This is a genomic window from Streptomyces sp. NPDC049040, from assembly GCF_043197715.1.
Lineage (GTDB): Bacteria > Actinomycetota > Actinomycetes > Streptomycetales > Streptomycetaceae > Actinacidiphila.
Map to the genome: position 1 here is coordinate 216,247 of NZ_JBICTO010000003.1, position 15,184 is coordinate 231,430.

Consider the following 15,184-nt stretch of genomic DNA (forward strand, 5'->3'; position numbering starts at 1 on the left):
CTTGCGGTGGCCTGGGACACGAACCGACGTCGTGGCTCGGCGCGCAGTTCCCCGCGCCCCCAGAGGCTCGGCCCCGCGCACAGGCTCGGCCACGGAACGGGGGTGCCACTTGCGGTGGCCTGGGACACGAACCGACGTCGTGGCTCGGCGCGCAGTTCCCCGCGCCCCCAGAGGCTCGGCCCCGCGCACAGGCTCGGCCACGGAGCGGTGGTGCCACTTGCGGTGGCCTGGCACACGACCCGCTGTCGTGGCTTATCGCGCAGTTCCCCGCGCCCCCCGAGGGATCGGCCAGGCGCACAGGCTCGGCCACGGAACGGGTCCCGCCCGCAAACGGGGGTGCCACTTGCGGTGGCCCGGCACACGAACCGACGTCGTGGCTCGGCGCGCAGTTCCCCGCGCCCCCAGAGGCTCGGCCCCGCGCACAGGCTCGGCCACGGAACGGGGCCCGCCCGCAAACGGGGGTGCCACATGCGGTGGCCCGGCGCACGAACCGACGTCGTGGCTCGGCGCGCAGTTCGCCGCGGCCCGAGGGCTCGGGCCCGCGGAAGGGCTCGACCGGGGATGCGTACCGCGGCTGGAGGCCGCTCCTTGCTGCACGGAGATCCGGACGACGGGACCTACCGGGGCAGCAGGGTGTCGGCCAGCGTCTCCACTGCCGTGGCCATGGACTGCTGCGCCGGTTCCGCCGCCGTGGCCGCCGCGGTGAGGCGTGACAGGTCGGTGCGCCAGTGGCCGGTCACCAGCGGCTCGGCCCCGACCCGTAGCAGGCCGCGTTCCAGCAGACCCCGCGCCGTCTCCGGCCGGCCCCTGCCCACGGCCTTCATCACCGCCACCGCGTTGGCCAGCGCGCTGGCGGCAGGCGACCACGGGTCGGTCGCCGAGGCCGCGGGCACCGAGGCCTCGGCCCGCCGGTCCGCGTGCACGTCGAGGTCCAGCCGCCAGAAGAGCGGCAGCCCGCGGAAAGCCGCGAAGACCAGCCGGTGGCCGGGCGTCCGCGCGTGCTCCGGATCGGCGCGGAGCGAGATCAGCGGGCCGACCCGGGTCAGCGTGCGCCGCAGCTGCTCCACGCAGCGCCCGAAGTCGGCGGCCGGCACCTCCCAGGCGATGTCGATGTCGCTGTAGCGGTCCTCCGTGCCGGCCGCGAGCGAACCGCGCAGCTCCGCCGTGGAGCCGGGGCAGGCCCGCCCCAGCGCGATCAGCAGCTCCGCGGCCAGCGCGGCGCGTATCGCGGGGTCGAGCTCCGGCTCCTGCCCGGCGCTCACCGCCCGACCTCGCCGAGGTAGACCCAGCGGCCGTCCTCGCGCACGAAGCGGCTGTTCTCGTGCTGGTCGCCCGCGAGGCCGCCGCTGCGGAAGTGGGCCCGGAATTCCACTGTCCCCTCCGTGTGGAAGGCGCTGCCGCCGGTGCCGCCGAGGATGTCGAGACCGGCCCAGCGCACCTCCGGATCGAAGGCCACATCCCGTGGCCTGGTCGACGAGTGCCAGCTGCGCAGCAGGTAGCCGGCGTCGCGTACGGCGAAGGCGCTGTAGCGCGACCGCATCAGCTGCTCGGCCGTCGCGGCATGGGCGCGTCCGCCGTGCAGCGCGCCGCAGCATTCGGCGTACGCGGCGGGCAGACCGCAGGGACAGGGGACAGGCTTGTGTGCGGGGCGTGCGGACATGCTCCGATTGTCGCGGACGATCGCTGCGCCATTCGCGGCAACGGGTGTTTCGTCCGCGGCTGAAGGGAAATGCGCACAGCGGGACAGCGGCGTCCCGCGCAACGGAAGGACATCCCGTGAGTACGGCACCCGAGCAGCCCGCAGAACCGTCGGCCCAGGTCACCGTCACCCTCGACAGCTGCGCCAAGGAGGACGCGAGGACCGTGTTCGACGCGTTGCACACCAGCTTCGCGGGCGATCGCGACTCCGGTGACGCGCCCGGCGAGGCACCGGGTGGCGGCCCCATCGTCTGGACCGCCACCTTCGACGTGTCCCGCACCCTGGCGCTGCCGGGCGGCCCCGCCCACCTCGGCGACCCGGTCACCCTCACCGCCCAGGGCGGCTATCACGCGGTCGACCGCCTGCGCGAGGGCCTGGCGGAGTCCTTCGCCGTCAAGATCGTCGGGACGGCATCCGGCGACCAGGAGCAGGAAGCCGCCTTCCGCCTGACCAACCGCTGACCCCCGTCCGAGTGCGCCCGCCGGAGATCGCGTGACAGTCGTCAGGCCTGTGAAGCGTGGCCCCCGCTCGGGCCCGCGCGGACCGGGCGCCGCAAGATCCCGTGGGGCCGCCTTGCCCGGAAGGGCCGGAAGGGCCGGACGGCGGCGGCTTCAGGCGACCGGACGGCGGGAGTCGTAGGAGACGAAGCCGCGCTGGAAGAGGCCGATGAGGGTGATCGCGGCGATGCAGGCCAGGCCGCCGCCGACGATCGCGGTGGCCGGGGAGAAGAGGTCGGCGGCGCTTCCCGCGAGGAAGTCGCCGAGGCGGGGGCCGCCGACGACGACCACGAGGAAGACGCCCTGGAGCCGTCCGCGCATGTCGTCGGGGGCGGCGGACTGGAGCATGGTGTTGCGGAAGACCATGCTGACGGTGTCGGCGCAGCCTGCGAGCGCGAGGAAGCACAGGCCGAGCCAGAGGTTGCGGGTCAGGCCGAAGACGGCGATCGCGGCGCCCCAGGAGCCGACCGCGGCGAGCACCGCGAAGCCCTGGCGGCGTACCCGTCCGAACCAGCCGGAGAAGACCCCGCCCACCAGGGCCCCCACCGCGGGCGCGGCGGCCAGCAGGCCGACGGTGCCGGCGTCGCCGCCGAACCACAGCCCGGCCACCGCGGGGAAGAGCACCCGCGGCTGGGCCAGCACCATGGCCGCGAGGTCAGAGACGAAGGTGGTGCGCAGGTTGGGCCGGGCGGCCAGGTAGCGCAGGCCCTCGATGACCGAGGGCCGCCGCCGGACGGCGCCGTCGCCCTCCCCCGGCAGCATCGCCGGCAGCCGCCACATCGCGTAGAGCGACGCGGTGAAGGCGGCCGCGTCGATCAGGTACGCGGCCTGGTAGCCCCACAGGCCGACGAAGACGCCGCCGAGCATGGGGCCGGCCATCTGTCCGACGCCGCCGGCGAGCGAGGCCAGCGCGTTGGCCGCGGGCAGCTGATCGGCGGGCAGCAGCCGGGGGATCATCGAGGAGCGGGCCGGGGAGTTCATGGCGAAGCAGACCGCCTGGAGGGCGACGATCAGGTAGAGCACGGCGACCGAGCGCACGTGCGCGATCGCGACGGCGGCGAGCGCCGCGGACAGGACGGTGGCGCCGGTGGCGGTGACCAGGCCGAGCCTGCGGCGGTCGACGGCGTCGGCGACCGCTCCGCCGTAGAGCCCGAAGACGACCAGCGGCACCAGCGAGCACAGGCCGACGAGGCCGACGTGGAAACTGGAGCCGGTGATCGCGTAGACCTGGAGAGCCACGGCCATGGCGGTCATCTGCTGGCCTATGTAGGACACGGTGTTTCCGAACCACAGCCGGCGGAAGTCCGCGTGTTCGCGAAGCGGTCCGATATCGGCGAGCAGCCGGTTTTTGCGCCCGGTGGGCGCCGGGCCGGGTATCGCAGACCCGGATGGCCCAGTCCGGTTTTTGCGGTCCTTCTCACTCTTGAGCACGGGAAACGGTAGCAACAGTGCCCTGTGCCGCGGCGCCCGGGTGTGCTCCGCGGCGTCGTACGGGAGGCGCCGCGCGGCTGGACCGCGGGCAAAACCGGCTGGTGGCGGCATGGGCGGCGGTAATACGCTGTGCGGGACGAGCAGGCTCCAGGGGATGTACCGGCCCCTCGGGCCCGTCCCGGAACGAGTCGCCACCACGGCCGCGATTCCGGCTTTCGCAACAGGCGCCACCGCGTCCGCACCCGCCCAGTTCGGAATCCAGCCGGGCGTCCGGCGCAGGGCCATGGCCGCGCAGGGCGCATCCGGTCGACGCGACGCTAAGGAGTGCGCGGTGTCACGAGATCAGCCCAAGCGAAATGAGACAGCGGCGGAGCACAAGGCCGAGGCCGCCGCGATCCTCGACGGCGAGGGCGCCCTGGACACCTGGTCCCGGTGCGCCCCCATCCGTCTCGCGGGATATGAGGACGACCTGACCGAGACGCACATCCTGCGCAGTATCGACTAGTCGACTCATCGCCCGACCGGCGAGAAGCGCCAGGCACCGCGGGCCGGGCGGGGGACATCCATCCAGGTCCCCCGCCCGGCCCGCTGCCGTGGGCGCCGCTTCCGCGCCGGCCGGGGGGCGTATTCCCGGCCGGGCGGCGATGAGACCTGCGCGACATTCCGCGTGTATGAAGCATGCACCCCCGAGGGAGCGGGCATACGCCGCTCGACTTCACCGATCTTCGAGGAGTACACCGATGTTGATGGCCCACCCGACCATCCTGCGGAACCTGGTGGAACGCTACGAATCGCTCTCCGACGGCATCGACGGCATCGACGGCACGGAACCGGACATCGACCGGCAACTGCGGGACACGGTTTACACGTTGTGCGTGTCGACCGGCACCCGGGAGATCGACGCGGCCCTCGCGGTGGCCCGTGCCCGAATCGTGGAAGCCGACGAAGCGGCCGCCTGACGATTCGTCATGGCACCGCCGTGCTCTCCGGAGTGAATATCCTGCTGTCACATTTTCGGAAGGCGCGGATGAACCCGTTGGGATGAAATTGCCCGGCGGCATGACCCGATCGGTACTCCGAGACGTTGTCACGGTGCGGGCATACGGCCCGAGATGATGTCCGGAAAGCAGGAATCGTATGAACAGGCTCGCCCGAAAGGGACTTGTCTCCGCGATGGTCGCCGGCGGCGTGCTGGCCTCCGCGGGATACGCGCAGGCCGATGCGGCCGCCGGAGGGGATGCCAAGGGTTCGCCCGGAGTCCTGTCGGGCAATTTGGTGCAGGTCCCGGTGCACGTGCCGGTGAACGTGTGCGGCAATACGGTCAATGTGATCGGTCTGCTGAACGCGGCGGCGGGCAACACCTGCGCGAACGTGTCGTCGCCCGCGGCGCAGGCGTCATCGCACAGGGCCGACAGGGCCGGCAGCACCGGTCACGCACGGCACGCGGGTGCGCAGGACGCGTCCTCGGTCTCGCGCTCGGACGGCGGCGCGCACGCCGCCGGCGGCACGCGTGACTCGGCGGGCGTGCTGGCCGGCAACGGACTGCAGCTCCCGATCGACCTGCCGCTGAACGCTTCGGGCAACGGTGTGAACGTGGTCGGCGTCGGAAACCCGTCCGTGGGCAACACCGCGGTGAACGACGAGACGCCCGCCCCGCCGGCCCACGCACCGAACCCCGCACCGCCCGCCAGCGTCCCCGAGCAGGCCTCGCCCGCGCAGGACACTCCCGACGCGCCGATGCTCGCCCACACCGGGGCCGGCGGCGTCGGCGCGGCGGCCGCGGGCAGCGTGGCACTGCTGCTCGGTGGCACGGTGCTCTACCGCAGGGCCAAGGGGGCCGGCGCCCGCTGATGACCGCACGGCCGGCCGCCGTACGCCTTCGGAGCGTGCGGCGGCGCTGAGGCGGCATGGTCCCGGCGGAAGGACGCGCCGGCTCCCCTCGCCGGGGCCGCGGCCCTCGCACCACAAGGTCGGCGCCCCCGTACTCCCGCCGCCGCGCCCGCGGCGCCTAAGGTCTGCGGTGGGACGTCGGCGAAGGAGGGCTCAGCGATGGCACAGGAAGTCCGCGGGGTAGTGGCACCGGGCAAGGGCGAGCGGGTGCGGATCGAGACGGTGACGATTCCGGACCCGGGTCCCGGCGAGGCGGTGGTGAGGATCCAGGCATGCGGGGTCTGCCACACCGATCTGCACTACCGGCAGGGCGGCATCGGCGACGACTTCCCTTATCTGCTCGGGCACGAGGCCGCGGGCGTGGTCGAGGAGGTGGGCGCGGGTGTCACCGAGGTGGCCCCGGGCGACTTCGTCATCCTCAACTGGCGTGCGGTGTGCGGCCGTTGCCGTGCCTGTCGGCGCGGTCGGCCGTGGTACTGCTTCGACACCCACAATGCCGCGCAGAAGATGACCCTCGCCGCGGACGGCACCGCCTTGACCCCCGCCCTTGGCATCGGGGCCTTCGCCGAGAAGACCCTGGTGGCGGCAGGCCAGTGCACCAAGGTCGACCCGTCGGTCTCGCCGTCGGTGGCCGGGCTGCTCGGCTGCGGGGTGATGGCAGGGATCGGCGCGGCGGTGAACACCGGCGCGGTCGGCCGCGGCGACTCCGTCGCGGTGATCGGCTGCGGCGGCGTGGGCAATGCCGCGATCGCCGGGGCGCGACTGGCCGGCGCGGCCCGGATCATCGCGGTGGACATCGACGACCGCAAGCTGGCCACCGCCTCCGCGCTGGGCGCCACCCACACCGTCAACTCGCGCGGCCAGGACCCGGTCGAGGCGATCCGCGAGCTCACGGGCGGCCACGGCGCCGACGTGGTGATCGAGGCGGTGGGCCGCCCCGAGACCTACCGGCAGGCCTTCTACGCGCGGGACCTCGCGGGGACCGTGGTCCTGGTCGGGGTGCCCACCCCCGAGATGCAGTTGGAGATCCCGCTGCTGGACGTCTTCGGACGCGGCGGCGCGCTGAAGTCGTCGTGGTACGGCGACTGCCTGCCGTCCCGCGACTTCCCGATGCTGATCGATCTGCACCTCCAGGGGCGGCTGGATCTGGGCGCGTTCGTCAGCGAGACCATCGCGCTCGACGAGATCGAGGCGGCCTTCGACCGGATGCAGGCCGGTGACGTGCTGCGGTCCGTCGTGGTGATGTGACCGCGGGCTCCACGGAGCGCGGTCGCCGGTGGAAAAGGCCCGGGCGCGGCAGGCCGCCCGGGCCATAAGGTGTATGCGCGCACATGAACACATCAGCGCCTCAGCGTCGAGGTGGCGGGTCCGTGCGCCCTGTGCCGCACCGCGAAGACGTGATTCGAGGAGCCTGCAATGGCGTTGCCGCAAGGCACGCTCAGCCACCGCTACCGTGGCGAGCACCCCGTACGAACCCTCCTCTACCTCTTCCACCCCGACCGGCGGCGGGTCGCCCTGGCCGTCGCCGCCTTCTTCGGCAAGCACACACCGGTGTGGCTGCTGCCGCTGATCACCGCCAATGTCGTCGACGTCGTCGTCCAGCACCGGCCGATCTCCGTGCTGTGGTGGAATTCCGCGGTCCTGCTGGTGATCCTGGTCCTCAACCTGCCGCTGCATCTGACGTACGTCCGCTGCATGCAGGGCTCGATCCGCCGCACCGGCACCCGGCTGCGGACGGCGCTGTGCCACCGGATGCAGCAGCTGTCCATCGGATACCACTCCCGGGTCAGCGCCGGGGTGCTCCAGGCCAAGGTGATCAGGGACGTCGAGGCGATCGAGACCGCGGCGCAGCAGACCGCGGACAACGGGCTCGCCGCCACCGCCACGCTGACCGGCGGGCTGGTCGTGATCGGCATCCAGGCGCCCGCCTTCCTGCCGGTCTACATGGTCGTCGTGCCCGCGTCCGCGGTCCTGGTGGTCAAGCTGCGGCGGCGGCTGCGGGACCGCAACGAGTCCTTCCGCCAGCAGGTCGAGCAGCTGTCGTCGCGGGTCAACGAGATGACCGCGCTGATCCCGATCACCCGCGCCCACGGCCTGGAGAACACCGCGCTGCACCGGGTGGACCGGACGCTGGGCGAGGTGCTGCACGCCGGCCTGCGGCTGGACCGGCTCAACGGCTGGTTCGGGTCGCTCGCCTGGATCCTGCTCAACGCGATCGGCGTGGCCTGCCTGGCGGGCTCCGCGCTGGTGGCGTACTACGGCTGGCTGAGCGTCACGCCCGGCACCGTGGTGATGCTCAGCGCGTACTTCTCCAGCCTCACCGGCTCGGTCACCACGCTGCTGACGCTGACCCCGCAGATCGGCAAGGGCCTGGAGTCCGTCCGCTCCATAGGCGAGGTGCTCCAGGCACCCGACCTGGAGCAGAACGACGGCAAGGCGCCGGTGTCCGGGGTGCTGGGGCGGTTCGAGTTCCACGGGGTCTCCCACACCTACCCGGAGGCCGACCGGCCGTCGATCACCGGCTTCGACCTGGACGTGCGACCCGGTGAGACGATCGCGCTGGTGGGCGGCTCGGGTGCGGGCAAGTCCACGGTGCTCAACCTGGTGATCGGCTTCCTGCGGCCGTCGCAGGGCAGCATCCTGCTCGACGGTGTCGACATGGAGACACTGGATCTGCGGGACTACCGCAGCTGGCTGTCCGTGGTGCCCCAGGAGTCGATCCTGTTCGAGGGCAGCATCAGGGAGAACGTCACCTACGGCTTGGAGGGCGTGGCGGACGAGCAGGTGCGAGCGGCGCTGCGGGACGCCAACGCGCTGGAGTTCATCGACCGGCTGCCGCACGGCCTCGACACGGTCGTCGGCGAGCGCGGCGCCCGGCTGTCGGGCGGTCAGAAGCAGCGGCTGGCCATCGCCCGCGCGCTGATCCGCGACCCCCGGGTGCTGATCCTGGACGAGGCCACCTCGGCGCTCGACTCGCGCTCCGAGGCACTGGTGCAGCAGGCGCTCACCCGGCTGGTGCGCGGCCGCACGGTCTTCGTGGTGGCGCACCGGCTGTCCACCATCAGGAACGCCGACCGGATCGTGGTGCTCGACGAGGGCCGGATCGCGGAGATCGGCTCGCACGCGGAACTGCTGCGCGGCGGCGGCGCGTACGCGGGTCTCCAGGCGGCCCAGCTGGCCTGACCGCGGCGGGGGCCCCGGTCCCGGGACCCCCGCCGGCGGCCGTCAGCCGCCGAGGGCGGCGCCGACGATCGCCTGCGCCTCCTGCTGGACCTCGGCCAGGTGGTCGGCGCCGAGGAAGGACTCGGCGTAGACCTTGTAGACGTCCTCGGTGCCCGACGGGCGGGCGGCGAACCACGCGTTGTCGGTGCAGACCTTGATGCCGCCGATCGCCGCCCCGTTGCCGGGCGCCTCGGTGAGCACCGCGGTGACCGGTTCGCCCGCCAGCTCCCTGGCCGGGACCTGGTCGGCCGACAGCTTCGCCAGTACGGCCTTCTGGTGGCGGTCGGCGGGCGCGTCGATCCTGGCGTAGGCGGGTGAGCCGAATTTGCCGGTGAGGTCCGCGTAGTGCTCCGAGGGCGTGCGCCCGGTCACCGCGGTGATCTCGGCGGCCAGCAGCGCCAGCAGGATGCCGTCCTTGTCGGTGGTCCAGGCGCTTCCGTCGCGCCGCAGGAAGGACGCGCCGGCCGACTCCTCGCCGCCGAAGGCCAGGGTGCCGCCGCTGAGCCCGTCCACGAACCACTTGAACCCGACCGGCACCTCGGTCAGCGGCCGGCCGAGGTCGGCGACCACCTTGTCGATCATCGAGGACGACACCAGGGTCTTGCCGATGGCCAGTTCCGGGCCCCACTGCTCGCGGTGCGCGGCCAGGTAGCCGATCGCGACGGCCAGGTAGTGGTTGGGGTTCATCAGGCCGCCGTCGGGGGTGACGATGCCGTGCCGGTCGGCGTCGGCGTCGTTGCCGGTGGCGATGGCGTAGTCGTCCTTGCGGTCGATCAGCGAGGCCATCGCGTACGGCGACGAGCAGTCCATCCTGATCTTCCCGTCCCAGTCCAGCGTCATGAACCGCCAGGTCGGGTCGGCGACCGGGTTGACCACCGTCAGGTCGAGGCCGTGCCATTCGGCGATACGGCCCCAGTACTCGACCGAGGCGCCGCCCAGCGGGTCGGCGCCGATCCGCACCCCGGCGCGGCGCACCGCGACCAGGTCGAGCACGGCGGGCAGGTCGTCGACGTACCGGCCCAGGAAGTCGTAGCGGGCGGTGGTGGGCGCGGCCAGGGCCCGCGCGTAGCCGATCCGGTGGACGCGCTTGAGGCCGTCGGTGATCAGCTGGTTGGCCCGGTCCTGGATCCAGGTGGTGGCGTCGGAGGCCGCCGGGCCGCCGTTCGGCGGGTTGTACTTGAAGCCGCCGTCGGACGGCGGGTTGTGCGACGGGGTGACGACCACGCCGTCCGCAAGTCCGCTGGTGCGGCCGTTGTTGAAGGTGATGATGGCGTGCGAGACCGCGGGGGTCGGCGTATAGCCGTCGTTCTCGTCGAGCAGCACGGTGACGCCGTTCGCGGCGAAGACCTCCAGGGCGGTGACCCTGGCCGGCTCGGACAGGGCGTGGGTGTCGATGCCCAGGAAGAGCGGGCCCGTGGTGCCCTGCCCGCTGCGGTAGTCGCAGATCGCCTGGCTGGTCGCGGCGATGTGGTCCTCGTTGAACGCGGTGTCGAGCGAGGAGCCGCGGTGACCCGAGGTTCCGAACGCCACCCGCTGCCCCGGCTCCGCCGGGTCGGGGTGCAGCGCGTAGTACGCCGTGATCAGGCGGGGTACGTCGACCAGGTCGTCCGGCCGGGCCGGTGTCCCGGCACGCTGGTGCGGCATCCACGTCTCCTTAGCTGCGGCTTGCTTCTGGCCTGCCCGGCCATTGTGGTCCCTGCCCGGCTCCGTCCGCCGTACCGCACCGCAGCGTGGGACGGCGACATCCGGGGGGACGTGGACGATCGGATACCCAGGCGGGGCCTTCGCGACACCATAGGGTGGCGGCATGACCCCCGATCAGCCCGTCGCGGCAGGCGTTCCGCTGGCGTCCGCCACCGGACGCTGGGTGCTGGCGTGCTCGGTGCTCGGCTCGGGCATGGCGTTGCTGGACGGCACCATCGTCAACATCGCACTCCCCCGGATCGGCACCGACCTCGGCGCCACGCTCGCGGACCTCCAGTGGACGGTGAACGGCTACCTGCTGACGCTGGCCGGGCTGATCCTGCTCGGCGGCGGCCTCGGCGACCGCTACGGGCGCCGCAAGGTCTTCGTCATCGGTGTGGTGTGGTTCGCGCTGGCGTCCGCGGCCTGCGGGGCGGCACCGGACAGCGGTGTGCTGATCGCCGCCCGGGCCCTGCAAGGGGTGGGCGGTGCGCTGCTGACGCCGGGTTCGCTTGCGCTGGTTCAGTCGACCTTCCGGCCGCAGGACCGGGCGAAGGCGGTGGGCGCCTGGTCAGGCCTCGGCGGTGTGGCCGGCGCTGTCGGCCCGTTCCTCGGCGGCTACCTGGTGGACGGCCCGGGCTGGCGGTGGATCTTCCTGGTCAACCTGCCGATCGCCGCGGTGGTGGTGGCCATCGCGGTCCGCCATGTGCCGGAGAGCCGGGACCGTACGGCGTCCGGGAGTTTCGACGTGCGGGGCGCCGCGCTGGCCGCACTGTGCCTGGCCGGCATCACCTACGCGCTGATCGCCGCGTCCGGCCACCCGTCGTGGCCGTCGGTGGTGGCGCCGGCGGTGGCGGGCGTGGCGTGCGGGGTGGCCTTCGTGCGGACCGAGCGCAGCCGCGAGCATCCGATGCTGCCGCTCTCGGTCTTCTCCTCCCGGCTGTTCACCTCGATGAACGTCGTGACGCTGTGCCTGTACGCGGCGATCGGCGGGGTGTTCTTCGTCCTGCCGGTGCAGTTGCAGATCGCGGCCGGCTACAGCGCGCTGCGGGCGGGCCTGGCCACGCTGCCGGTGACGGTGCTGATGCTGCTGCTGTCGGCGCCCGCCGGCGCGCTGGCCCAGCGGATCGGGCCGCGGCTGCCGCTGACGGTGGGACCGCTGGTGACCGCGGCGGGTCTGCTGCTGCTCACCCGGCTCGGGCCCGGCTCCTCGTCCTACGCGCTGGACGTGCTGCCCGCGGTGGTGGTGCAGGGGCTGGGGATGAGCATGTTCGTGGCGCCGCTGACGGCGACCGTGCTGGCCTCGGTGGACGTCGATCACGCGGGTGTCGCCAGCGGGGTGAACAACGCGGCGGCCCGGGTGGCGCAGCTGCTGATCGTGGCCGCGCTGCCGCTGCTGGTGGGGCTCTCCGACCAGGCGTACCGCTCGCCGCACCGGGTGGACGCGGCTTTCGGCTCGTCGATGCTGATCTGCGCGGGGCTGTGCGGGCTCGCCGCGCTGCTGGCTTTCGCGCTGGTGCCCTCCGGAGCGCTGCGGGAAGAGGGCGGCGGTCCTGCGGTCCGGCCGGCGTGCCGGTCGAGTTGCAGCGTGTCGGCGCCGCCGCTCGAACCCGGCACGGGCGGCGCGTCCCGCCTCTGACGCCGTAGGGACGCGTCAGCCGCTTTCCGGGGTGTGCGCCTTCTTCCCCCGGGGCGCCGCCTGCGCTTCCGCGCCCGGCGCGGATCCGGGCGCGGGCTCCGGCCCCTGCTCCTGCTCCTGCTCCTGCCCGGATTCCGGTACGGGCTCCGGTGCGGGCTCCGACTCCGGTTCGGTGAGCAGCTGCTCGAGCACGGGCAGCGCCGCCAGCAGCGCGTCGAGCCGGTCCGGTTCGAGCCGGGCGATCCTGCGGGCCAGCAGCTCCGAGCGTTCGCGGCGGATCCGGCCGAGCAGGTCGCCGCCGGCCGGGGTGATGCTGACCAGCCAGGAGCGGCCGTCGGACGGGTCGGGGTGCTTGGTGACGAGTCCCGCGGCGATCAGCGGCCCCATCGTGCGGGTCAGCGAGGGGGCGGCGACCTGCTCGTGGGCGGCCAGCTCGCCGATCCGCAGCGGGCCGTGCTCCTGGGTCCTGGCCAGCGCGGACAGCTGGGCGTAGGTGAGGTTGAGGTCGTCGCCGGAGGCCTGGGCGAGCTGCCGGTAGAGCCGGGCGATGACCAGTCGCAGCCGGGGTACGGCGGAGGAGGGCGCCACGCGCCCGTCGGTGTCCGTCATGGGCGGGGCGCCTCCTGGGCCGTACCTGGGTCAGCTGTCCGTGCCTGCGGTCCGGCGGCCGCGGATCAGCGACGCGCCTGCCGCGACCAAGGACATCACGATCGCGAGGGCGAACACCACGACCAGGCCGTCGTGGAAGGGACCCGAGATCAGGTGCGGGAAGAACTCCCGCCCGGTCAGGGTGTGCGCGTCGGCGGCCGGCAGCTTGCCGAGCAGATCGGGGCCGAGCAGCTGCTGGATCGGGTTGTAGCCGAGGAAGGCGGCGAACAGGGTGCCGACCGGGGGCAGGTTCGCCACCTCGTGCGCGTTGGTCGCGGGTACGCCCTGGGCCATCAGGCCGGTGCTGAGGGTGTCCGGCAGGGAGCGGGCGAGGCCGGCGACCATCAGCGAGAAGAACACGCCGATGGACAGCACCATGCCGGCGTTCTGGAAGGTGGCACGCATGCCGGAGGCGGCGCCGCGGGATTCGGCGGGCACGCTGGCCATGATGATGGAGGTGTTGGGCGCGGCGAACAGGCCGCCGCCCAGGCCGTTGAGGAAGACGACGAGCGCGAAGACCCAGTAGCTGAAGTCGGTCGGGATCAGCAGCAGCCCGGCGAAGGAGCCGGCCATCACCACGAATCCGGACGCGGCGAACAGCCGGGCGCCGTAGCGGTCGGACAGCGCGCCCGCGATGGGTCCCGCGGCCAGGAAGCCGACGGTCAGCGGCAGCAGGTAGATGCCGGCCCACAGCGGTGTGTCGGCGTAGTTGTAGCCGTGCAGCGGCAGCCAGATGCCCTGGAGCCAGATGATCAGCATGAACTGCAGCCCGCCGCGGGCGATGGAGCCCAGCAGGGTGGCCGCGTTGCCGCCGGCGAACGCGGCGTTGCGGAAGAGCTTCAGCGGGAACATCGGCTCGGCGACCCTGGCCTCGACCAGGCAGAAGGCCACCAGCATGGCGGCGCCGCCGACCAGCCCCGCGATCACCCAGGGGTTGGTCCAGCCCATGGTGTGGCCGCCGTAGGGCTGGATGCCGTAGGTGATGCCGGCCAGCAGCGCGGTCAGGCCGACGGCGAAGGTGATGTTGCCCCACCAGTCCATCCTGGCCGGGCGGCGCACCCCGGTCTCGTGCAGCGAGCGGTAGGCCCACACGGTGCCGATCAGGCCGATCGGCACGTTGACCCAGAAGATGGAGCGCCAGTTCCACTCGGCGAGCAGGCCGCCGAGCACCAGGCCGATGAAGGATCCGGCGATGCCGGCGACCATGTTCACGCCGAGCGCCATGCCGCGCTGGCGGGCCGGGAAGGCGTCGGTGATGATCGCCGCCGAGTTGGCCATCAGCATGGAGCCGCCGACCGCCTGGGCGACCCGCCAGCCGATCAGCCAGATCGCGCCGCCGCCGCCGTGCAGCGGGTCGACGGAGAGGATCACCGAGGTGACGGTGAAGATCAGGAAGCCGGCGTTGTAGATCTTGACCCGGCCCAGGATGTCGCCGAGCCGGCCGAGCGTGACCACCAGGACCGCGGTGACCAGCATGTAGCCCATCAGCATCCACAGCAGGTAGCTGACGTTGCCGGGTTGGAGCGGGTCGAGCCTGATGCCGTTGAAGATCGCGGGCAGCGAGATCAGCACGATCGAGGAGTTGATCGTGGCGATGAGCATGCCGAGGGTGGTGTTGGACAGCGCCACCCATTTGTAGTGCGGATGGTCGGCCGCGATACGCGGTGGCCGCCGCTGTATTCGCTTGGTCGCGTCTTCTGTCGCCATCAGGCCCTTCACACCCCACCAGGGTCAGGTACTTAACTTAGGTTAAGTAACTCTAGCATCGGGGGTGCCCGCCGCTCCCGCTCAACCGCGGCGGCGCAGCAGGACGCCACGGATGAACGCGGCCTGCCCCGCGTGCTGGAGGTCGTCGGAGATCACGCTGACCAGCCGGACGCCGAGGGTCACCGGCGGGCTCCACCGGCGGTCGACGACCGTGTCGAGGTCGGCGTCGGTCACGGTCCGCAGGTAGTCGAGGGTCTGCTCGTGGACGGCGTCGTAGTAGCCGGTGAGCAGTTCCGCCGAGGCCTGCCTGACCTCGGCCACCTCGTCGGAGCTGTGGCCGTAGCCGATGTCGGCGGCGTCGAAGGGCAGTCCGAAGCGCTCGTCCCAGCCCTGCTCGGTCCAGGTCTGCGGGCGGCCCGACACGTCGGCGACGTGGTCGTCCTGGACCCGGGCGAGGTGCCAGACCAGCCAGGCGACCGAATTGGCCTCCGGGTCGACACGGAAGGCCAGTTCGTCGGGCGCCAGGCCCTCGACGGCGCCGTGGACGACCTCCTTGATCCGGCCGTAGGCGTCGGCCAGCAGTTGTGCGGTGTTCATCGGTGCTCCTCGCGGCGGGTCGGTGCCGCCGCGGGCCCGGTGGTCCCGTGGCGGCCTGATGATCCGATCCTCGCCGATCACCGCCGCGGGAGTGCGGACATCGCACCGGCCCCGGGCGGGTCTGTCGGACCCGCCCGGGGCCGGGCGTCATGTGCTGCCTGCCGTTCAGGG

14 protein-coding genes are annotated in these 15,184 nt (G+C 72.6%); 7 read left to right on the top strand and 7 right to left on the bottom strand.

The features are described 5' to 3' along the window. Positions 1-617: 617 nt before the first annotated feature. Entirely contained in the window at positions 618-1,262 is a 645-nt protein-coding gene (locus ACGFMP_RS10225; RefSeq protein ID WP_393671594.1) for a hypothetical protein, read from the bottom strand. Next, complete coding sequence (locus tag ACGFMP_RS10230) at positions 1,259-1,660, bottom strand: YchJ family protein (protein ID WP_393671595.1); 402 nt, start codon at positions 1,658-1,660, stop codon at positions 1,259-1,261. Before ACGFMP_RS10230 ends, ACGFMP_RS10225 begins: the two co-directional genes overlap by 4 nt. Before the next feature lie 116 nt (positions 1,661-1,776). On the opposite strand from ACGFMP_RS10230, the gene ACGFMP_RS10235 reads away from it, so the two are divergent. Continuing rightward, entirely contained in the window at positions 1,777-2,160 is a 384-nt protein-coding gene (locus ACGFMP_RS10235) for a hypothetical protein (protein ID WP_393671596.1), read from the top strand. A 150-nt stretch (positions 2,161-2,310) separates the two neighbouring features. Here the strand turns inward: ACGFMP_RS10235 and ACGFMP_RS10240 are convergent, their stop codons facing one another. Then, positions 2,311-3,573 carry an MFS transporter gene (locus ACGFMP_RS10240; RefSeq protein WP_393672131.1) on the bottom strand — a complete coding sequence of 421 codons (1,263 nt, stop codon included), beginning with the start codon at positions 3,571-3,573 and terminating at the stop codon, positions 2,311-2,313. Positions 3,574-3,958: 385 nt separating this feature from the next. Here ACGFMP_RS10240 and ACGFMP_RS10245 point away from each other — a divergent pair, with 385 nt between their 5' ends. The 5 genes from ACGFMP_RS10245 to ACGFMP_RS10265 all read left to right on the top strand — a co-directional run bounded on the left by ACGFMP_RS10245 (position 3,959) and on the right by ACGFMP_RS10265 (position 8,700). After that, a complete protein-coding gene (locus ACGFMP_RS10245; protein WP_393671597.1) occupies positions 3,959-4,132 on the top strand; it encodes a hypothetical protein in 174 nt (57 codons plus the stop codon). 241 nt (positions 4,133-4,373) lie between these two features. Then, on the top strand, positions 4,374-4,586 hold the full coding sequence (locus ACGFMP_RS10250; protein ID WP_393671598.1) for a DUF5133 domain-containing protein: 213 nt from the start codon (positions 4,374-4,376) through the stop codon (positions 4,584-4,586). Positions 4,587-4,764: 178 nt separating this feature from the next. Then, positions 4,765-5,478 (top strand): chaplin family protein, encoded by a 714-nt coding sequence (locus ACGFMP_RS10255; RefSeq protein WP_393671599.1) that lies wholly within the window; start codon positions 4,765-4,767, stop codon positions 5,476-5,478. A 198-nt stretch (positions 5,479-5,676) separates the two neighbouring features. Further along, the gene (locus ACGFMP_RS10260; protein WP_393671601.1) at positions 5,677-6,765 is read left to right on the top strand and encodes an S-(hydroxymethyl)mycothiol dehydrogenase; all 1,089 of its coding nucleotides are present in this window, start codon (positions 5,677-5,679) and stop codon (positions 6,763-6,765) included. Between the two features lie 168 nt (positions 6,766-6,933). Continuing rightward, positions 6,934-8,700 (top strand): ABC transporter ATP-binding protein, encoded by a 1,767-nt coding sequence (locus tag ACGFMP_RS10265; RefSeq protein WP_393671602.1) that lies wholly within the window; start codon positions 6,934-6,936, stop codon positions 8,698-8,700. Positions 8,701-8,742: 42 nt separating this feature from the next. Here the strand turns inward: ACGFMP_RS10265 and pgm are convergent, their stop codons facing one another. Beyond that, positions 8,743-10,383, bottom strand: coding sequence for a phosphoglucomutase (alpha-D-glucose-1,6-bisphosphate-dependent) (gene pgm / locus ACGFMP_RS10270; RefSeq protein ID WP_393671603.1), 1,641 nt, complete (start codon positions 10,381-10,383; stop codon positions 8,743-8,745). Positions 10,384-10,546: 163 nt separating this feature from the next. Here pgm and ACGFMP_RS10275 point away from each other — a divergent pair, with 163 nt between their 5' ends. Then, positions 10,547-12,061 carry an MFS transporter gene (locus ACGFMP_RS10275; RefSeq protein WP_393671604.1) on the top strand — a complete coding sequence of 505 codons (1,515 nt, stop codon included), beginning with the start codon at positions 10,547-10,549 and terminating at the stop codon, positions 12,059-12,061. Positions 12,062-12,076: 15 nt separating this feature from the next. Here ACGFMP_RS10275 and ACGFMP_RS10280 read toward each other — a convergent pair whose 3' ends face one another. From ACGFMP_RS10280 to ACGFMP_RS10290, 3 genes are all read right to left on the bottom strand, one after another. Further along, a complete protein-coding gene (locus ACGFMP_RS10280) occupies positions 12,077-12,670 on the bottom strand; it encodes a MarR family winged helix-turn-helix transcriptional regulator (RefSeq protein WP_393671605.1) in 594 nt (197 codons plus the stop codon). Positions 12,671-12,700: 30 nt separating this feature from the next. Continuing rightward, the gene (locus ACGFMP_RS10285) at positions 12,701-14,416 is read right to left on the bottom strand and encodes an MFS transporter (RefSeq protein ID WP_393671606.1); all 1,716 of its coding nucleotides are present in this window, start codon (positions 14,414-14,416) and stop codon (positions 12,701-12,703) included. Between the two features lie 81 nt (positions 14,417-14,497). Then, positions 14,498-15,013: a DUF664 domain-containing protein gene (locus tag ACGFMP_RS10290; protein ID WP_393671607.1), complete on the bottom strand. Its 516-nt coding sequence runs from the start codon at positions 15,011-15,013 to the stop codon at positions 14,498-14,500. Positions 15,014-15,184 lie beyond the last annotated feature (171 nt).